Source organism: Pseudomonas sp. MF6394 (assembly GCF_002018845.1).
Classification (GTDB): domain Bacteria; phylum Pseudomonadota; class Gammaproteobacteria; order Pseudomonadales; family Pseudomonadaceae; genus Aquipseudomonas; species Aquipseudomonas lactis.
Genome location: NZ_MVOJ01000001.1, coordinates 356,143 through 375,553, shown reverse-complemented (window position 1 = coordinate 375,553; position 19,411 = coordinate 356,143). Strand labels below are relative to the sequence as shown.

At 54.6% G+C, this 19,411-nt stretch carries 23 protein-coding genes; 15 read left to right on the top strand and 8 right to left on the bottom strand.

The annotated features are described in order from the left end of the window. Positions 1-49 precede the first annotated feature (49 nt). From MF6394_RS02225 to MF6394_RS33700, 6 genes are all read left to right on the top strand, one after another. A complete protein-coding gene (locus MF6394_RS02225) occupies positions 50-637 on the top strand; it encodes a DUF262 domain-containing protein (protein WP_078466068.1) in 588 nt (195 codons plus the stop codon). A gap of 108 nt (positions 638-745) precedes the next feature. Then, positions 746-1,237, top strand: coding sequence for a phage protein NinX family protein (locus MF6394_RS02220; RefSeq protein WP_078466161.1), 492 nt, complete (start codon positions 746-748; stop codon positions 1,235-1,237). 592 nt (positions 1,238-1,829) lie between these two features. Next, entirely contained in the window at positions 1,830-2,273 is a 444-nt protein-coding gene (locus MF6394_RS02210; protein ID WP_078466067.1) for a hypothetical protein, read from the top strand. Positions 2,274-2,478: 205 nt separating this feature from the next. Further along, positions 2,479-3,534, top strand: coding sequence for a hypothetical protein (locus MF6394_RS02205; RefSeq protein ID WP_078466066.1), 1,056 nt, complete (start codon positions 2,479-2,481; stop codon positions 3,532-3,534). Positions 3,535-3,607: 73 nt separating this feature from the next. Continuing rightward, on the top strand, positions 3,608-3,955 hold the full coding sequence (locus MF6394_RS02200) for a hypothetical protein (RefSeq protein WP_153045990.1): 348 nt from the start codon (positions 3,608-3,610) through the stop codon (positions 3,953-3,955). Between the two features lie 4 nt (positions 3,956-3,959). Beyond that, entirely contained in the window at positions 3,960-4,175 is a 216-nt protein-coding gene (locus MF6394_RS33700) for a hypothetical protein (RefSeq protein ID WP_153045989.1), read from the top strand. 175 nt (positions 4,176-4,350) lie between these two features. Here the strand turns inward: MF6394_RS33700 and MF6394_RS02195 are convergent, their stop codons facing one another. Then, on the bottom strand, positions 4,351-4,908 hold the full coding sequence (locus MF6394_RS02195) for a hypothetical protein (RefSeq protein ID WP_153045988.1): 558 nt from the start codon (positions 4,906-4,908) through the stop codon (positions 4,351-4,353). 186 nt (positions 4,909-5,094) lie between these two features. On the opposite strand from MF6394_RS02195, the gene MF6394_RS02190 reads away from it, so the two are divergent. From MF6394_RS02190 to MF6394_RS02175, 5 genes are all read left to right on the top strand, one after another. Then, positions 5,095-5,799: a hypothetical protein gene (locus MF6394_RS02190; protein WP_078466063.1), complete on the top strand. Its 705-nt coding sequence runs from the start codon at positions 5,095-5,097 to the stop codon at positions 5,797-5,799. A 118-nt stretch (positions 5,800-5,917) separates the two neighbouring features. Then, positions 5,918-6,097 carry a hypothetical protein gene (locus MF6394_RS33695; RefSeq protein WP_153045987.1) on the top strand — a complete coding sequence of 60 codons (180 nt, stop codon included), beginning with the start codon at positions 5,918-5,920 and terminating at the stop codon, positions 6,095-6,097. Positions 6,098-6,192: 95 nt separating this feature from the next. Further along, positions 6,193-6,693 carry a hypothetical protein gene (locus MF6394_RS02185; RefSeq protein ID WP_078466062.1) on the top strand — a complete coding sequence of 167 codons (501 nt, stop codon included), beginning with the start codon at positions 6,193-6,195 and terminating at the stop codon, positions 6,691-6,693. 2,009 nt (positions 6,694-8,702) lie between these two features. Beyond that, entirely contained in the window at positions 8,703-9,401 is a 699-nt protein-coding gene (locus MF6394_RS02180) for a hypothetical protein (RefSeq protein ID WP_153045986.1), read from the top strand. A 220-nt stretch (positions 9,402-9,621) separates the two neighbouring features. Next, a complete protein-coding gene (locus tag MF6394_RS02175; RefSeq protein WP_078466060.1) occupies positions 9,622-10,920 on the top strand; it encodes an HNH endonuclease in 1,299 nt (432 codons plus the stop codon). Positions 10,921-10,937: 17 nt separating this feature from the next. Here MF6394_RS02175 and MF6394_RS02170 read toward each other — a convergent pair whose 3' ends face one another. The 5 genes from MF6394_RS02170 to MF6394_RS02145 form a co-directional block, all read right to left on the bottom strand. Continuing rightward, entirely contained in the window at positions 10,938-11,219 is a 282-nt protein-coding gene (locus MF6394_RS02170) for a hypothetical protein (protein ID WP_078466059.1), read from the bottom strand. Between the two features lie 170 nt (positions 11,220-11,389). Continuing rightward, positions 11,390-11,704, bottom strand: a complete 315-nt coding sequence (locus MF6394_RS02165; RefSeq protein WP_078466058.1) for a hypothetical protein — start codon at positions 11,702-11,704, stop codon at positions 11,390-11,392. A gap of 188 nt (positions 11,705-11,892) precedes the next feature. After that, complete coding sequence (locus tag MF6394_RS02160; protein WP_078466057.1) at positions 11,893-12,225, bottom strand: hypothetical protein; 333 nt, start codon at positions 12,223-12,225, stop codon at positions 11,893-11,895. 334 nt (positions 12,226-12,559) lie between these two features. After that, positions 12,560-12,754 carry a hypothetical protein gene (locus MF6394_RS02150; RefSeq protein ID WP_078466055.1) on the bottom strand — a complete coding sequence of 65 codons (195 nt, stop codon included), beginning with the start codon at positions 12,752-12,754 and terminating at the stop codon, positions 12,560-12,562. Positions 12,755-12,947: 193 nt separating this feature from the next. Further along, positions 12,948-13,460, bottom strand: a complete 513-nt coding sequence (locus tag MF6394_RS02145; protein WP_153045985.1) for a hypothetical protein — start codon at positions 13,458-13,460, stop codon at positions 12,948-12,950. 46 nt (positions 13,461-13,506) lie between these two features. Here MF6394_RS02145 and MF6394_RS02140 point away from each other — a divergent pair, with 46 nt between their 5' ends. From MF6394_RS02140 to MF6394_RS34400, 3 genes are all read left to right on the top strand, one after another. Then, positions 13,507-13,698 carry a hypothetical protein gene (locus MF6394_RS02140; RefSeq protein WP_078466053.1) on the top strand — a complete coding sequence of 64 codons (192 nt, stop codon included), beginning with the start codon at positions 13,507-13,509 and terminating at the stop codon, positions 13,696-13,698. A 473-nt stretch (positions 13,699-14,171) separates the two neighbouring features. Continuing rightward, complete coding sequence (locus MF6394_RS02130; protein WP_078466051.1) at positions 14,172-14,834, top strand: hypothetical protein; 663 nt, start codon at positions 14,172-14,174, stop codon at positions 14,832-14,834. A gap of 46 nt (positions 14,835-14,880) precedes the next feature. Next, on the top strand, positions 14,881-16,086 hold the full coding sequence (locus MF6394_RS34400; RefSeq protein ID WP_198834114.1) for a hypothetical protein: 1,206 nt from the start codon (positions 14,881-14,883) through the stop codon (positions 16,084-16,086). 1,302 nt (positions 16,087-17,388) lie between these two features. On the opposite strand, the gene MF6394_RS02115 is transcribed toward MF6394_RS34400, so the two are convergent. Continuing rightward, positions 17,389-18,087, bottom strand: coding sequence for a DUF4262 domain-containing protein (locus MF6394_RS02115; protein ID WP_078466049.1), 699 nt, complete (start codon positions 18,085-18,087; stop codon positions 17,389-17,391). Positions 18,088-18,275: 188 nt separating this feature from the next. On the opposite strand from MF6394_RS02115, the gene MF6394_RS02110 reads away from it, so the two are divergent. Next, positions 18,276-18,995 (top strand): hypothetical protein, encoded by a 720-nt coding sequence (locus MF6394_RS02110; RefSeq protein WP_078466048.1) that lies wholly within the window; start codon positions 18,276-18,278, stop codon positions 18,993-18,995. 96 nt (positions 18,996-19,091) lie between these two features. On the opposite strand, the gene MF6394_RS02105 is transcribed toward MF6394_RS02110, so the two are convergent. Beyond that, positions 19,092-19,379: a hypothetical protein gene (locus MF6394_RS02105; RefSeq protein WP_116827136.1), complete on the bottom strand. Its 288-nt coding sequence runs from the start codon at positions 19,377-19,379 to the stop codon at positions 19,092-19,094. Positions 19,380-19,411: the final 32 nt, after the last annotated feature.

The window sequence follows — 19,411 nt, the reverse complement described above, 5'->3', positions numbered from 1 at the left end:
GCCACATGAAAGAACGGACACTAATTGTCCCTAAATACGGATTACAGCAATGGCACGTCAGATCAGCGAATTCGAGCAGCAACTAAATAATCTCATCAAGCCACTGCGCACCGCGCGCTGGTCCGCGGATTACCGCTGGGATGGCTTGGAGCGGGCCCTGATTGGTCTCGGCGAAGATTATGGTGGACTGGAGCTAATTCCGGACTTCCAGCGCGGACATGTTTGGACGCCCGAGCAGCAAGCTCACTACATCGAAAACTGCTTGCGCGGCGTTGTACCTGTCAGCGGGTTGCTTATCCAGTTCAACAGCGCTAGCTGGAATAATATCGCCAAAGCAGATACCGATCTCCCGCCTGGGTTGCAGTGCGTTGACGGGCTGCAGCGTTTCACTGCAATCACTGAGTTCGTCAAAGGAAACGTGAAGCCATTCGGGTTCACTGCTAAGGAGTTGCTGGGCACCGCGTACAGCGCACGAAAATTCTACGTGAAGGTCGCAGTCTACGACTTCACCAGTCGCGAGCAACTGCTTACTCAATACCTAGACCTGAACGCGGGCGGCACGCCGCATAGCGCGAAGGAAATTCAACGTGTGCGTGCACTGCTGGAACAGGCCAAGCAAGCCGTCGACCCCAACTAACCGGACGCCCCAAACTGGTAACGGTGGAAATGGCGGTGATGTTTCCGCTTCTGGCACACAGCCAAGCAAGGCAGCATAGAGGTAATGATTTCAGCCGAGGATACCGAAATGACAGCCTACGCTCCTGTGCCACCCGCAAAACCCCAAGCACTCTCCGGATTCGTACAAATCTACCTTGAGGAACTGGACGGGCCAGCCCTGGACTGGGCTGTTGCTCAAGCGGCCGGGATCAAGGTTCAGATCGAGAGCCCTCAACACCAGAACCTCGCACGCGCCTATCGCGTTACCTCACGGGGCTTAATCCCGTTCCGTCCGAGCACAGACTGGGCTCATGCCGGCCCATTGCTGCGCGAATACCAGGTGGCGCTCAACCCAGAGGCTCACTACGGGGACGAAGGTACTGAGACTTCCGAGCGTTGGATTGCAAATATCTACTACAGCGGAGGCGATCAATACACCACCGAGCCTGCGCGTAACGAGCTCGTAGCGCTTTGCCGTGCTGTGGTTGTCACAAAGTTTGGGGACTGGGTCAGTGTGCCGGTTGAATTGAGTGTGGCACCGGAACCTGGCTATCCGAGAACTGACGCTGCCGAACTTTGAAATCCAGGCGAGGGGTCTATACGTCGGGCACTGTTGAAAATGCACCACTTCAGCGGGTTGCCAGCAAATCAGCGGGAGACCGTCTATTGGGTACCAGTCCCCCAGGCCGCCGTCTATTGGGTGCCCGGAACACCGTCTATTAGGTACTCGGACGACCGTCTATTGGGTACAAATCCCTCAGGCACTGTCTATTGGGTGACCGCACCGTCCGAGCACAGAATGGGCTCAAGCCGGCCCATTGATGCGCGACTACCAGGTGGCGTTTACCCAGAAGCTCACAACGGGGCCGAAGGTACTGAGACCTCCGAGCGCTGGATTGCAAACATCTACTACTGCGGCGATCAATACACTACCGAGCCTGCACGCAACGAGTTGGTAGCGCTCTGCCGTGCCGTCGTCGTCACCAAGTTTGGCGACTGGGTCAGTGTGCCGGTTGAACTGAGTGCGAGTCCGGAGCCTGCCTTTCGAACCTCCAGTTCCGCCAATCAATGAACCCTTGGCCCACGGAAAACTCCATGGTGATTTTCAAAGAGCGACTCTCATTCTGAGTTAAATTGGAAGCTTGGCTTTGGCCGCTAATGATGGATTAGACATGACTGAAATTGTTCCGACGCAAGAAACCACGGAAACACCCCCACGTCGATCGCTCATCCTCGCCGCTATCACGGGATTCAATCTGTATTTGATTAGTGGTATTACAGCCCTCTGGCATGTCCTGCCCCAAGCAGTAACCCAATATTTTCTTGGGATGACCCTGCTTGTCTGGATTATCCAAGCCTCGGCGGGACTTGTTTACGAGCGGTATTACCAGAAGGGCACGGATAGAGCCCTTTGGGTCGCGATGCTAGTGTTTTACGGGCTGATTTATGTCTTCGCCACTCTCGGTTCAAACGTACAGATTCCAAAGCCTCCTGAAGGCTTTTCTACTTTCTATGTAGTCAGCGAACTCATCATCATTGGAATGGGCTGGATCGCTTCTGAGCTTACTCGATGGACTGTCTGGGGAGATTTTCGCCTCCGCATAATAGGGCTTTAACAAATTCCTCTCATGCTTCAGCCCGGCATGTCTAGGCCTTTTCATTTCCCATAAGCCGGAGCGTGACTGACTCAAATCCTGGGACAGGATTCATAGCGCCAGCATTAGGTAAAAACTCTGTCCCAGTTGGTTCTGGCACACGCAAAGTATCCTGATACTGAACCCATCGAAACACAGGTTCTCAACACATTCAGGGGTATCAAACATGGGCTCTACAGTCACCACCGGCAAACTCATTGGCGCATTCCGCGGTCAAGATGGCCAGCCTTGCTACGTCATGTTTGAGCAAACCTACGAAAAGAACTGCCACCCTCACACTCCGAGCTGGAGCGCCCGCGCAATTGGATCGTCGTCACAGATTATCCGCGCGATCTTTCGGTCTGCATCCTCCTGCGAAGGCCAATCGCTGCAGGGTGCTGGCGGACGGACGATCAGGCCTGAAAGCTATATCGCGGGCTGGCTAGCAGAGATGGCCAACCCTGTCGCGATGGCCAACCTGGACATCATCCTGAAAGCTGGCAAAGAGTGGAATTCTCCGCTGACCATGAGCGCGTTCAACGACTCCAAGCCCGCCATGCAAGCATGGGGCTATGGGAAACAGGTCGCGGCGCTTGAGGCCGGCGAATCCGTTGAGCTTTCCCTGTACGCGGACAGCAACCTCTTGGGCACCTTGTATGACGGCATGACGCTAGGCGCACACCGGGTTATTCAGAGCTACAACATCCCACTGGGCAACCCGCGTGACGAAAGCCTGGGCTACAAGCCTCAGAAGGCCAAGGCATACGACGTTACATCGCCGCGCTGCATGCAGGTCCGGGACAATGACAACGTCCTGATGATGGGCAGTGACGGACAGTGGCGCTGTGAGGGCTGGGCATACAGCATCGTTGCCCAGTTCGTAGCCTCGCTTTGGGAAGCAGAGGTTAAGGAGCCAGGCAGCTACCGCAAACGCATTCAGGCACTCCGAGCCTCGGTGGAAAACGCAGAGCCGATGCCTGCCACCGGCGTAAGGGTTATCGTCGACACGACCGTGAAGGTCGAAGACTACAAGCAGCGGACCATTGAGCGTTTGTTGGCGAAGGTTGAACACAGCTCTGTTGGTAAAGAAATCCACTTCGCTATGCCGCAAGGTCATGACGAGATCTACTCCCTCACCCAGTTCCCTGCCGCCAACACGACTTGGGTCATCGACGCCAAGCCCGCGGCAAAGCCTACCCCACAGCAAGCACCCATGGAGCAATTGAGTTTCCTGGCAGGCTGAATTCAGGTCGATTGTGCGGTGGCCAGTTACAATGCCGATCATGGCCACCGCGCATAAACTTCGGAGTGTATTCGTGAACAATCCCGCAACCACTGAACGCCCAGGTTTGAAGCTCCTCGCAATCGAAACCCGGCCCGAGTCATTCGCTTTCCACTACAGCCGCGACGGCCGTGAGTGGTCGGTTGAACTGGGTGCGGTAGCGAGCGAGAAACTGCAAGACCTGATCAACGGCGCGTCCGACCTGGATCAAGCAACGCTCAGCGAGCTCCGCAAGTTTGGTCTCGTGGTGTTGAATCCGGATGGCGGAATTAAATACCCGGTCGCAGTGACCGAGATCGGATTCAGAACTGCCAAAGGTCTGGCCGAAATTCGAACCGCGCCAGCGGTGCCAGGCCGGATGCTCATCACAGACCCTGAGTGAGTTTATGATTACGACACAGCAACGCGAATACACGGTGGCCATGGCTTCATCCGGCAATAGCTATCTGATTCACCGTTTCTTCCACGAGGTGCTTTCAGGCGGGACGGGGCAGGAATCGCATATTTACAGCTCAAAGTGCGGCAGCGTCTCTGTTCCAGGGATAGACCGGGATCCTGAGTTGGTAAAAACGTCAAAGCGCTGCAAGCGTTGCTTCAAATGACTGAGCCCGGCACTGTCCGGGCTTTTTGTGACCTGCACTTGGACTCGCCTTTAAATCCTCAGTGAGGAATTCGCCCTAAGCTGAGGGATTGGTAGAGACGGGCGAGATTATTCAGGCCCACCCCAGACTCAGGGATGTTCGGGGGAACTCAAGCTTGCGAATACTCAGATGAAGATTAGATAAATGCCGTTGGGCACGACTGTTCAATTGGATGCTGGACGGGACTTTTCCCGGGCGTTTGAAACTCATCACCGGCCAACACTCTCTCGCAAAGCTGCTTCACAAATGCAATATGAGCTGCTTGTTTGGCCCCTTTCTCCGTCGAGTCTTTGACTCTGACCCTTACAGACCCATGCAGAAAAGCGGCCTGCATGAATATCGAATGGGTATAGACATTTTTTATCAGGCAGCGGCGCTTGATTTCAGTAAGAAAGGTGATCGCATTTGGAGCGCGGGGTAACGTGTTGATGACGTGGGAGCAGACCTCCGCATGGGTTGCTAGATCCGGCACCACATCTGCGATGTAATCCAAAGCTACCGAACTGCGCGTCATCAAGGCATGACGCAGAGCGGTTTCACTCACAATCTCACATGATTCAAAGTCGAAGACCTCAGCATTGGTCGGAGCTATACGGCCACTACGACTCCCGCGCCTGGTGTTTGAAGCCGAGCCTTCTGGTGAACCATCAAGCCCGATTTCGTACACGGATCTACTTTCTAAAAGATTGCTCACTCAAATCTACCTTCTGAATCGAACAGCCTTGTAGCACGGCGTTTTTGACCCAGGCAATCCAATAACTGCAAGGATAAATCCGAGCCCAACAATTCAGTTCATTTGCGTTGAAAGCCTGAGGTTCTGCCACAACGAAAATGGCATCAGCATGTGATCATCTAGTCCAATGACTCATGAGTACAACCAATGAAATCCACCCTGACTTCGGCCGCAGGCCTGCGCTTCGTCAAGTTCGACATCGAGCGCTGCATTCGTATCGTGACTGAGGACGGCGAACATTGCCTGCCGATTGACCCTCGGCAGTGTGAAGACATTCTAGCGCCGATTGCCCTGGATGGATCGTTGAGCATCGGAGACCACCAGCGTTTGAATCTCATCACCATTGAAATTGGTGGCGCTTCCTACGCGGCTATGGACACCATCGATGGGGAGCTCTACCAGCGGGCTGCCAATGCAGAATCCGTCGATTACTCGCACACCTTCTCAGAAGGTTCGTATGGAGGCGTCGTGTGGCGCGTTGTGGGCTACCTCTCCAACCGTCCGGGCGATGCCTTGCAGCTGAACAGTGGTAATGACGAAGCAGGCGTGCGGGCAGCCCTGGGCGCTTTCCAGTCGCTTCTTTCGCCAGCACCTGCACCCTCCCCAACTCGTGTGGTAGTGGAACTCTCCGATGGCGGCTTAGTGGGTATCCATAGTCAGCAACCTATCGAGGCCATCGTTGTGTGCTTCGACCACGAGGATGAAAGCGAGGGAAGTGTCAGCGAACAGGCACAGTGGTTCAAGGAGAATGCCGGCAGGACTGCGGCGATCTGGCATCACCGCGACAATGCAACAGAGGAGATGCAGGCCTTCTTCGCCAAGGCAGCAGAGCGCTCCACCGCCCCAAGTTGAAACTCTGACCGCTGGCCCAGCAGCGCCGGCATTCGGCAACTATTGTTATCGTCGAATTCCGAGATGTAGAGCGCGGTACCGGGCTAGAATCCACTCAACGCCTACTGAGGAGAACCCAATGCAAATTCAACCCGAAACAACGTATCGGTTCATTAAGAGCGGCAACCTTGTCCGCACCAAATCACCCACTGACTACGGCGGACGTGGCAACTGGGTTGTTGCCCGCATCGACACCGGAAAAGAAATGATTGTGCCGGGACGTGCTCTGATCGATCCCGACCATCCGGATTGGTCTTAGGGAGCGCTGGAAATACAGAGTGTGCCTTAGGTTCTGGCACACTCGGAGCGACCTCAAAATGTGTCCATCATCCAGCGGACACCATCGAGGTCATCATGCAAGGTACCACCAGCTACCGCCCTTCCCCTTTCCCAATTGCCACTAAAGCCACCAACGGTTTCCGAACGCTGGCTGAACTCTGCACCTTGTGGAATGTGCTTAGCGGTGTTTGCCTGGCTGATGATGGCGCTGAACTGAACAATTCCTTTCTGCACTTCGACAAGGGCGACGACGTCGCCGATGTATGGCACTGGTTTGAGCAGCAGAACCCTTTGTTCGTAGCAGCGAATGCCGGGCAGCACATCGGCGGTGACCATCCATTCCGCACCTTAGGATTGGTTGAACAGGCGCTGGCCCACGTCGCAAGCATTCACCCTTCCGTCACGCAAGTCGTCTACGGAGATGATCTGCGCTGGCGCTACTCGGCGAGCGGGGGCACACCGGTAGTTTTCAATCGCACTGAAAACATCAGCCTTCTCGAAGATGCTGCCGATGAAGCATTCGATCGTGCACTGCAGAACGTGGTCGTCACACTGAGCAAGATTAGCAGTAGCTGACTGCCAACACCGCCTAGCGGTGCGTGCGCTTCTTGCACATGATAGTTGCCCTCACGATGAGAACTCCTAACCGATCCCACAAGAGGGCCACTAGATGAACGCCCCAGGACTTTTCCTGCAGTGACTATGCGATTCCCGAAGCTCGCCATCGAGCGTTGCCTGCACGTTATCTACGACAGCGCCTCGCAATAAATGCCCTTGGACGCCCGCCAGCGCGTAGAGATCCTTTCCCCGGTTGCCAATTCCACCGGTCGGACTGACGAAGACGCCTCCCGCCTGGTACTCACGCACTGCGAAGTGATCAAGACCATGAGTTATCGCGCCGAAAACGCTTCGAAACGCTTAAAGCGGTGCTTCAAGTGAATGTGCAACGGACGGACTTCGCTTTTGTCCCTTTAGATCGGTGCGCATTCAGAACCTACGTGAGGACCCCATCCTCAAGTTAAAAGCAAGAAACTACGATATGTATTATTTATATGTTTCATCGGGGACGGTGGTTAGATTTGGAACCCCTGTTTTGACTTGCCCTGCACATTTATCTACTCCAGAGTCATGTGCAATCTGCTGCAGTTTTGCCTTTCCAAACCGTTGATTGACTGATCTGAGGGATTTAACTGGTGCGAGCAATATTCACAATACTTATAGCGCTCTCACTTCTGACAAGCGCCCATACAAGCGCTGGTACATGGGCCCCCATTAGGACAGCACCGGGAAGCAACCCCGGCACCTGGCAGTATGTAGTGTGTGAGCCTACTAGAAATGGATGGAACAACTGCGAACAGGGATTGATCATTGTCTTGACAGCAGCCCCCCCTACCCTCGCGGCCCTTGGCGAGGTGACGTATATCACAGCGACGGTTACCGATGCCTATGGCTCACTTGTTGAAGCAAGTATTCCGATTACGTGGACAACAACCAGCGGAACCCTTGGCGCTTCGGTTACATATACGAACGCAAATGGACAAACTGTGGTGAGTTTAAAATCTTCTAGTCAAATTGGCGGGGCTACCGTAACGGCATCAGGGATGGTTGAGGGTGGGTCAGGTTCGATATGGATTCCCTTCACGGACAAGTGGGCAGCAATCGCCCCAACCTATACGTCTTGGACACCCTATGGGGCCTTGTTCAATTGCAGCGCATGGAGTCCTGACGCAGCCACTGTTGCGCAGGGCAGTAGCTTCACGCAACAGCAGGTTTGCACCCAAAACTACTACCAGTATGTTCAAGCCCGGGAACAAAGCTTGGTGACTGGGCAGGTCAGAAATGTTGGCGGGTTAACGACCAATTACACTTCTGGCCAAATAACAAACCAACAAACCGCTGTTGGTACAATGGCTCCAGCTGGACCATCATGCGCTTACAGCGGCTCGACTTGGATTGGTACGAACTCGGGAGGTTGTCGAGGCAACCAGGACAGAGGCAAAGAATTGAATCTGAATGGGCAGCGGTTCTTCCCCAAAGACTCCGGCGGACTTTATTCAACTAATCCATACCCGGTTCTTTTCTGGGTCGTTGGCGGCGTAAAGTATTACCCTGGCAAACTAATGTCTCGCTCTTATGCCTCATGTGCACAAGGCGAAAGTACCGATTTATTACGTTACGAGGCGTGCCACGACTAGAACGGTCGTTAACTCGCCCTGCCCCCAGAATCATCCGAATCTTCGGAGTGACCATTCAATCCGCGCATTTTGATTGGTTGAGCGGGCACTGGGCCACGTCGCGGGGATTCGCTTGCCTGTTACGCATCTCGACTACAGCGATGATATCCGCTGGTGCTACTCCACGGACGGGGGCACACCGGTGGTTTTCAAAGTAACCGAGAACATCCGCCTTCTCAAAAAACACCCGACCGTGAACTGCAGAATCTAGTCACCACCCTCGCCCTATGCCACTGAGCCCGGACCGCTTTAACGGACTGCCGGCATCTGCACAGGGTGCAGGTGCTTCTGGCACCCGATAGGCAACCCCATCATGAGAACTCTTAACAGAGCTCACGAGAGGGCCACTAGATGAACACCCCACAAACTAATCCCGGAGCTGGTCTGCGATTCACCAAGTTCGCCATGGAGCGTTGCCTGCACGTTATCTACGATAGCGGCGAACATTACATGCCCGTGGATGCCCGCCAGCGCGAAGAGATCCTTGCATCGGTTGCCAACTCCAACAGCCTGACTGGTCATGACGCCGCACGTCTGACGCTCATCCACTGCGAAGTGGACGAAACCATCAGCATCGTGCTGGATACCCTGGACAGCCCAATGTATGCGCTGGCCAGCGATCCTAACGAACTCGAGCACATGCCATCGACTGGTAAATACGCCGGTGTGGTTTGGCGTGTGGTGGGCTTCCTGTCTGATCGCCCGGACGAAACCGTTCAGCTCAACGTCGGTACCTGTGAAGAGAGCGTGCGTCAGGTGCTGGAAGCATTCGAATCCTTGCTTGAGGTAGCAACCGCCCCGATCCGCCTTGTGGCAGATGTCACTGGTGGCGCACTGCACGGCATCTATGCCGAGCGGCCGGCGGAAGTGGCATTCATCAGCCATCACCGTGACGACCTGGACGAGGAGCAGGTCCGGGAAGGCTACACCGCCACTAATGGCCAGCCAGTGGCTATGTGGCTACAAGACTCTACTGGCGGCGAGAAAATCGTGATTGACCACTACTTCACCGAGCTCAAGAAATCCGTGCAACGGAGCGCGGCGGCTTAAACTGGGCATTCGTCGCGCCGGCGTCATGCTGGCTATCTCCGGTGCCGCTGGATCAACTGGATGCAGTAGCACCCAATTCTGAATTTCACTTGATATGCACCCCGGGCTGGTATGGCCGGGGCTCTGTCGCCGGCTATCCAATCCCGGGTTTATCACCGATACTCGTGGCCATCTGACCTACAGCACTTGTAGGGCACATCTAACGAGTGACGGATCACGCATGACCACGCTGGCCCGGGGGCGCAAAACCACCCCGACTTCCAAAGCCAAGCCAAAGAAACCAACTGGACGGTTGAGCCGCGCCCAATACGCTGGTTACGAGACATGGCTTCAATTCAAAGTTGCTTACGGTCTCTATCTGGACGAAAGCACCAGTACAGCAGACCACTCAGCATACGCTCAGTGGTTAGACGGGGGCGTACTGGGCTCGCGTGCGTTTCACCACGACAGTCAAGCCCTCACCTCGACAATCAACTTCTCCAGCCTCATCACTTCCCGGCCCGACACCGTCCTCGAGGAGGATTTATCAACGCCTCCTACGCACCTGTACGCCCTGGACGTTGAAGACATTGCCGACTTTACGGGTGATGACATCCTGCTGGCCTGGGAGAGCCGTGCCCACTCTTGTGGCTCACAAGAAGCTGCGGCCGAGATGTTTGCCCTCTACAGGGTGTTGATCGGGGACGATGAGTTTTATGCCGGCGCAACCACCTACCTGTACCACCCAGACGTATTGGCCATCTTCACCCCGATCGCCGAGGCAGAAGCGACAATTCAGAAAGTGTTGGTCGATCTGGAAGTGGTACACGTACAGAACCCGGTGATCGATAACCTGACAGAGGTTGTGGAAGGACCGGTGCTCAGCCTGGCCGACATTCGAGACCTAACCACGGAGCAGCTCAAGTCAGCCTGGGCAAATCGCCCTGACAGCTTTGCCTCACTGGAGGCAGCAGCAGAAACGCTGTCCATCCTCCGAGCGCTCAACTCGGGCCAGCCAACGAACCCAACCTATCGGCTGATGATGGACCACGAGCTGATTCAAGAGCTTGAGGATTCGCTTCCAAACGAGAGACAGGTAACAGCGCCGTCGCCCACTGTTGAGCTGGCCATGCTCAAGGTCGACCGGCGGACTGTGCGAACACAGGTTTCGGTTACCCGCCCTGGGCAAGGCAACTTCAGGGCATCCATGCTTGGTCGGTATGGTGGAGAGTGCTGCATCTCCGGCTGCAAGGTGGATACCCTGCTCGAGGCCGCCCACATCATTCCCTATCGCGGGGATCAATCGGATGATGCAACCAATGGGCTACTGCTAAGGGTGGATCTGCACCGGCTGTTCGATGCACACCTGATAACCATCAACCCGGCCACACTCACCGTGGAGGTTGCCAAGTCAGTAGATGATGCCGGGTATCAGGCCTACCAGGGAAAAAGGATGTTCATGTACAGCCCCAAGCCGAGGATTCTATTCCTGGAGAGCCACTACCAAGAGTTCAAGGCGTCGAGTAAAGAGCACCACTGACAAGTAGAGGCCAGGACCTAGTAGGAGGGATTGCCGGCGCTGGGTTTTGAATATCGCTGGCGATCGCGCTTGGTCGGCAGGTAGTACATGTATCGGTAAAAGGCAGCGGCCAGGACCACAGAAACTCCTACCAGGGTAAAACTGAAAGGGCTAGGGTGCCGGTAGACTTGAACGAATATGAAGACAAAACCTGTAGCGAGCAGCGCCATAAGTAGAACCGTGAAGATTTGCAGTTTTGTGAGCTCTGCACGGTACTTGGCTTTCCAGCTCTCGGCCTGAAAGGAGTTTCGGTTGAACATGGTCACCCGCCTCGCTGACGCAGATCCGCCAGCTCACGAGTGAGCTTGTCATGAGGGAGAGTGCCAGGTGTAAACCGTTGGATGGCTCGCTCAAGACGAGCGATCTCGGTTTTGGCTTTATTGACCGCTGTCTTCACTGCTCTACGCTGGGCAGGTTTCATCTTGATTCCTTAGCTCAGGACTACTGATACAGAACTGTTGGCTCGGCGCATGATTTCGTCCTGGTGCTGCTGCGATGTGGCATTTTCCAACTCAGCAGGGTCAGCATCGCTTACAACAGAAGCGGCAACACCATATTTGCGGCCTTGCTGCCGGAAGAAGTCAAAGACCTCCAACTCTGCAGGCTTGAGCATTGCAAAGTTAAGACCATGCAGCGGAAGCGCCTTTACCAGATCTGCCATTACGGAGTCTGGAATGAGCCCAAGCTTAGCCACCAACTCTGGTGGAAAGGCGCGTGCATTTTTGGCAACGGTCGAATTATCCATCGGTCGATTCCTGTAGTTAGGGCTGTATTGGGAAGCGGCCTGGCATGACGTTTGATTTCCCGATGAAGGTCAGGCTATCCCGGTCAATCGGTACTCCAGGCCACTCCCCAATCCAGCCCTTGTTGAGATGGTGATACTTTACTGCGCTTTAAACGTGCCACCACCCTGCTCGTGGAGCATTTTCCGTGCTAGCCGGACGTGTTGGTTTGAGCCTCAATCGAGGCAAGGAATTCGGCAGAAAAACTTGGAAGTATCTGGCTATACACAGTCAAGACTGTGTACCCATCCTGCCGTTGGACGCTCAGTTTCCAATCCGAACGCAAACCGATCGGAACGAGTTCATTCGTCTTTTTGCGGTCCCCCGTACGCATATTTTTAGCGACCTTTAGGTAAGGTGTCGCATCTGTGCCAACCAGTTCAACAGTCGCTCCGCCATATGTCTGCAAGAACACAACGCCATCATCCTGGACAAGGAAGCGATCCGCTTTCGCGTCAATGCAGTGTTCCAGTGCTGATTTCATACTCTTTACCTATAAATTGAAGTTACCGGCAGACAATAGAGTTGGTTGAGGCGGTGTATCACCGACGTAGACGAACTCCCGGGCCAGGTGGTCCCAAAGATAACCGTGCTTGTAGGCCTCAGCACGAACGTTGTCCACCCTGTCGCTCATACAGCTCACCGGCTGGCGAATAACCGCCCTGCACTTCACTTTCACCCACTCTGGCAAACTCATATCAGATCCCGCCAATACGTCCATTTTGATGGTGGCAGTAAAACTGAGTGCGCCGAGTGCCAGAAGCACCTAATGGTGAAGTATTCAAGATACATCTCGGTGTACTCGATAGGCTATTCGCTTATTCCTCCCATTCGATCACATCCCAGTCGTAACTGATCTCGCAGCCATCGCCAGCGGTACGCCAGGTGCAGTCACTCTCATCTACCCTGGTGAGCTTCTCTTCAACGGTTGCTTTGGTATTCCAGTGGCGAAGTTTGCACAGGACGGTCGTGCCTGCTGCTGGAAGTCGGTCTTTTGCAGTGATCCATGCCATCGGTTGATTCCAGTCAGTTGTGGTTCAGCACCAAGAGGACGGCGCTGACAGAGAAACCACAATACCGCCTAGTCTGGCGTGCCTGAAGCCATAAAGCGGGGCTGAAAATCTGTTAAACCGACATAAATTCGCAGGGAGCATCGGAGCGCCTTCAGGTTGACCCCTTAAGGGACAAAGGGCTGACGTTTCGGGATTAGCTAGCTGTTTGAGTGAAGAGGCTGTCGTAAATGCCAGCTGTCTGAACCTCTTTCAATCCCTCAGCAAGGGCAGAAAGGGATTCCATTTTGGCGATTTCGGCCACTAGAGCAGAGAAGGTGCCGCCTGAGGGCATGTCCTGGACAACTCTCAACAGAGCAGTGCGCTGAGCATCATCCAGGGCCACACCTGAAACCTTCTCTACCATGCTGGCAGCATATACAGCATCACCCTGCCCCAACGTCACTCGCTGCACAGGCGCTGCCGAGATCGGCAAGTCACTAGCAGCGATGGCACCACTATCTATGCCTTCCAGGACATTGACGAATGCCGTGTCTAGACGGCGCTCATCACGAACAAAATCTGCAATCTGGCTGAGCTTCTTTGCGTCCACTGCTGTTACCTCTGATTCAGAAACGAGGGATTGAACTGGTTCAAGGATATCCCAGCTTCCAGAATCGCGCTGCTGGACAATCCGCTGTTGGATCGGGGCCCCGGGGGCTTCTGACACACCCATTGACCACGATAATGGAGGCCATAACAAAAAGGGGCATCACATGGTCATCAACGAGAAAGAAGTGAAGAAAATCGAGGCTTATGCCTGCCCTCGGGATTTTCGTACTGGCAAGAGGACTCGTATGCGCGACTGGCGTGTAACTGTTCAGTTCGTAGATGGCCACGTATGGAACGACGGTGGCCACGGCACCCGTAAAGCTGCTCTAGCCTACGCCCAACGCTATGCACTCTGAACGCCGCGGCAGCTGTAATGCTTCTTGAGATTGCTCCGCCGTTACCCGTTGCTGGTGGTGATCAAGTCCAGGCTTCGGATTCCGCACACCGGTTTTGGCTCTGTTATCTGATGTTCCCGCGTTAATTTATTGACCATCAAGCTGGGGGCGATGCTTCTGGCACACCAATATGCCCCGCAGTATGAACGTCCCGAATTCGCTCAGGAACATGCCATGTGCCCCTTTCATTTGTCCGAGAACACTCGGTTGAGTCCCACCGATGTGCACGCTCAACCACCCGGTGAGTTTTCCCCCTGCAACTGTGGACATGCAGGACCACTGGGCCGTGAGCGTTGCGGTGCTGATATGGCAGCCTTCGCAGTTCGCTGCCCGGGCTGCAACAAGTCTGTCCAAGCTTTCACTGAACAAGGTCTGCCCGTTAATTGGAATGCAGTGAGCCGTAAACACGCCCCCGTCCAGCCGGCGGTCCACAAATGAACGCAGCGCCGGCTAAGCGGCGAGAGCGCGCAATCGAATTCACGGGCCAGAAGGTTCGTGCATTCCAGAACGGTGCCAGCAACGTCACTCGACTGATCGTTAAAGGCGCTGCACGACAGTGGCTGATCGACCAATCCCCAGCATGGGTTGCGAGCCACGCTGATGAGCTCTGCCCCTTTGGCCAAGCTGGGGATCTGCTGTGGGTGCGTGAAGCCTGGAGCCAGGACTTCGCTAACCATTACCCTTTCACCACCACTTGGTATCGCGCGGATGACGATCGCAGCTATGAGATAGATGAAAAGGACGGAGTCCGAGGCATCTACAGTCCAGAGCATGATGAGCACGTACCTTTCAGGTGGCGCTCCAGTCGTTGCATGCCGCGGAAAGCAAGCCGACTGACCCTCGAGATAACCGGGCTCAAAATTCAACGCCTACACGACATCAGTGATCAAGAGATCATCGGCGAGGGCGTGCGTCAGGCGCGTGATGGCAGCGGTTGCTGGGTTGGCCGTGAAGGCCCACGACGGTTAATGACCCCATGGCTGACCGCCCGCGAAGCCTTCATCGACCAGTGGGAAGAGAAGCACGGCCCCGGCAGCTGGGAGGCTAACCCCTGGGTTTGGTGCATCGAGTTCAAGAGACACCTCAATGGCATCTGACCGACTGCCCTAGCCTCCCCTACAACCCACACTCACGAGGTGTTTCATGACTGACATCCAACGCTGGATCACCGTGCCTTTACCGTTGACCGTTGACATGGAGGTGGCATTCGCCGAGGCCTGGTACTCCAAGCGGCGTTGTATTGATGACGTTGAGATGGCTGATGCCTGGGAAGCGGCATGCAACGCAGCACCTCAGTCGCCTCCGGATCCACGTACTGAGTCCCTTCAGCGCCAGCTGGGCCGACTTAACGATATGGTGCGCAACACCGGGAAGGCCCGCGACAAGCTGAAGGTGAGCAACGATGAATTGCTTTCCTTACTACGGGAGTCACTGGTCCGCGACGACGCAGGGATTTACAGTGTGTCCATGACGCCGTCTTACCGGGATCGCGTGCGCCAGGCGCTCTACAAACACGAAGTTCGTCGACCAGGCGTAGCTACCCTATTCGAAGAAACGATTGATCACTTCCAAATGCAGCTCGAGGCAGAGCGCCCTGGGTCGGTGGAGCTCCGAGACGTACTCAACGAGACAATCGCTCGAGCAGAGGCAGAACGCGATGCTGCGCTTGCTCATCTGCAGGCCCTGCAAAATGAACCGGTATCAGTGAAGCTGACCGTTGTGCACCGGGGCATTGAAGTTGACGAACCGCTGGTGACCTTCAGCCCCGAGTTTGCCCGGCAGTTTGATGCCCTCCCCCCCGGAGCAGTGGTAAGCCTTTACACCCATCAACCATCGCCGCGATTCCGCGGTGAGGGTCTGGCCGAGTTGGCCTTCCCGACAATGCTTCGGCAGATGTGGTCCGGTGGTGACGTTCAAGGCTGGCTGAACGAACAAGGACCGGTCTATGCATGGCCCTCGCTGCAAAGAGCCTCGTTTCAATCCCGTGTAGCCCCTTGGCTGGTCGAATGCTTTGGAGAAGTGATCGCCCAGGACACTCAAGAGCGCAACCAAAGGTTTCTTGAGGAGGCCCTCGAGCTGGTTCAAGCATGCGGCGCTACATCCGACGAGGCTCACCAGCTGGTCGACTACGTATTTGGACGGGATGTTGGCAAGCAGTCGCAAGAGGTCGGCGGCGTTATGGTGACACTGGCTGCACTCTGTCACGCCCACAAGCTTGCAATGCATCAGTGCGGCGAAGCTGAGCTTGATCGAATCAGCTGCCCAGACGTGATGGCGCGGATTCGTGAAAAGCAGAAAGGCAAACCAGCATTCAGCCCTCTACCGGGCGTTTACTCTGATCGGCGCTAGGAGCAGAGATGGTCACTTCTACTGATGCAATAGACGCAAAAACTACAGCACGGTGGACCTTCGCCTGCTCGCGTTGCACCTGGTACGGATGCAACCCTGAGGTGACTCTCATTGGCTACTTCGCAGACTGCCCTAAGTGTGGAGGTTCTTGCACTACAGACGAGCCTACATATGAACCGGCTCCGGGACTAGCTGACAACAACTGATTTAGGGGTTAATTCCCAGTCATGGGAAAACACTAAGCATTAATTCAAAATGGGTAAATTATGAGTAATCAAGAAAACTTGGTGAGAGATACAGTTCTGTCCTGCACCCTTAAGATAGGTGTCGGAATTTTGTGTATTTGCATGTTGTCCGGGCTCATAGCTCTAGTACCTGTGATCGAGGAATGGCGAGCCCAAATGTGGCAGCACGTGTCGGCAGTCCTCACCGATGGCGGCTCAAACCTTTTGCCAGCAGCCTATATTCAATGGGTGACCTTCATAGTCGCTGCCTGGTCGCTGTGTATTGCATTGCAGCTGGGCAAACAACACTCCTTATGGGGCATTCCCTTTGGATTGCTGTCACTAAGCTCAATTTTTCTGGGCCTGACACCCTCGTATTACGCAATGATGTCCGTGTGCGGGGAATGGACGCAAGACTTCATCTCCACTCAACCATTCGTCATCAGAACTGCGGTAGGTTTGGTTACTCTACTTCCCGCCATAGGGCCAATTTTGCTCATAGTATGTCTATTAGCAAGTCTGTGTGGGGACGATCATTCGTCAAGTAGCCAGGCATCTGAAACATGATTGAGAGCCTCAAGCATTAATGGTCAATGAGGTAATATCATTGACCCTACTAAGCGTAGATACCCAAAGAATGAGTAGCATCGATTAGCACCTATTCCACTTAATTATCGAGTATGAAGATGTCACGATCCCTGGCCATGGTTGAATTTGAGGATGGTCGCAGGCTTTACCTCATTTATGACTGCACCGTCTGTTATGCCTACCGGCCCCTGTTCGAAACAACAAAGGCAGCATGGGATTGGTACGTAGCCGGTAAGCCCGACATTCCGGAGCCCCCTAACGCATCGAGCACAGAACTTCCAGTAATCGTAACCACGGACCTTCATTTCGAAGGGCAGGAGCGCTGGCAGTACGAATCGAGGGCGTCTGCTGATTCAATGTGGCTGACTGGTCCGCGAAATTCAGAAGAGCGTATGGATGAGCTGAGTCGAGACGATGAGCCCTTCGGGGGGTACTTTTCGACTTAAAAGGAGGCAGGCAGCTCGGTTTGAGGGCTGCCTGCAGGTCTGAATTAATGCGTGGCAGGGTTTTTAAGAGCAGGGAAGCAAGGCTGCAAGAATGCCTGCTCGTAGCCTTCTTCATCTGGCAACAGATTGTGTTTGTCAGCAACAAGAACTTGATAGATTCGCTCGACCTCACCTCGGACATCGCAAACATGCGTCTCCATGGCCGCTGATACGTTAACCGGCACGCATTTCGTGCGCAGGCCTTGACCTGGCGTTGATGACAATTCAACGAGATCTGTGCGCTCTTCTTCGATCACCTCGCCAGCCTTGGCCAACTCAGCATATGCGTTGACCATGTAGGCGTTCAATTGATGATCCATCCCCGCCATCGAGATCAGCTCAAACCCCACGGTGCCAGTCAGACCGACTGAATACGCGAACGAAGGAGAGTCGTCACCTCCGAATATTGATTTCACTGCGTAGCCTTGCGCGCCGATCGCCCCATCAATCTGCGCAGCCATGCTAGGCGCAAGCAATGGAATGCGAATAGCTCGAACTACGTCGACAAGGTTTTCTTCAGTCACCTGTCCATCCTGAACCAGCTGATTGAGGCGGAAACCGACGGTCACCGATGGCGCGAGTTCAAAGGTCATATTTGCGGCAAGGGTGCTCATCTGGAACTCATTGATGTGATTGGCAATGCCGGGCACTTGCAGCTTGAGCGCAGCGATTTGAGCGGGTGTAGCTTCGGGGAGGTCGGTCATGGGTACTCCAGAACGGTTCGTTAGGTGTGTCTCAAGTTGATGTGGCCATTTTGACCTGCCCAGCCTGTGCCAGAAGCCTCAAGTTAGATTCCGATTTCTCTTGTGGGTGGTTGCATCTCTACCTGACGATATACTCAACCCAACTTGGCGGAATGATTCGCCTGAAACCCGATCTGATGGAATGAACCATGTTCTACGAAGATATCAAGACAGCCATGCTTGCCGGTAAGCTCAAGGTTGGCATTTACCCGCTGAACGGTATCTCGTACCGTGATGGGATATTCATCGAAGCCCCAGGGCTTCTCGGAATCAAGGCGAGGCTTCTGTCAAAGGCTGATCGGTTGGCACTTCTTAATCTGGTGAAGCAAACCACCGGTAATGTAGCGCGTGAGCTGAAGACCTCGACCGTTCAGCAATGGCTTGAGGAACGCAAAGCCGTGCTGTTGACCGGTAAAGTGGCCAGCGGCAAAACCACTTTCCTTCAAGCCGCACTGCCAAACGCGGTCTACTTGAATGGACGTACGTCGGACTGCTCGAACGCAAACTGGTTTTGGTACCAGGTGAGCAAAGACCCACATCTCCCAGTGGTGATCGATGAACCTCAAGCGTTCCCTGTACTGGTTCTCGGCGAGATCCTGAAGATCATCAAAGAGCAAAAGCGTGGGTACGTGCTGGTTAGCCAGGCAGAGGACGGGGCGGGATTCAATGAGCTATGGGAGTCGATGACAACGGCCCCGGTCGGTTTGCTCGGCTACCCTCAGGTTGACCCAAATTTCGTCTGGGTGAAGTTTCAGCGCAGCCGAGAGGTCACTACAGCCATGTGGGTCGGGAAGATTGTTGAAGACAATGCCGCGGGAGATGATGGCAACGGTCCAGGCGCTGGTCCATTGAGCCTAGCATCGCATTAGGAGACCAGGGCAGCATCATGCCGCCACGAACAGTTTCTACTAGCTGCCCGGTCATCTGAGTCCGATCACCATCTGATGCTGATGATAAGAGTATCTTCAGCGGATCGCTTTCAGTAACTCGATCGCCCCATCAATCGCTCTGTCAGGCCGGTCGACGATCGCGAATATCCTTTCGACGGAAGAAGAGAACAAGCCGGTTCCGATCAAGCTAATAATGAAAGGTGCACCCTGATCTAGATTCGTCTTGGCTTTTCCCCACCCGCCTCGCTCATCGGCGGCCTTGACCTGCCCTTCGAGGATGCCAGCAATAGAAGAGGCATTGAAACCGTCATTGAACAAGGATTTGATTCCTAGCAATGTAGCTAACTGCATTTCGTGACTCATGTGGCTTCCAGTGGCGGTGGTAGCTGTATTCA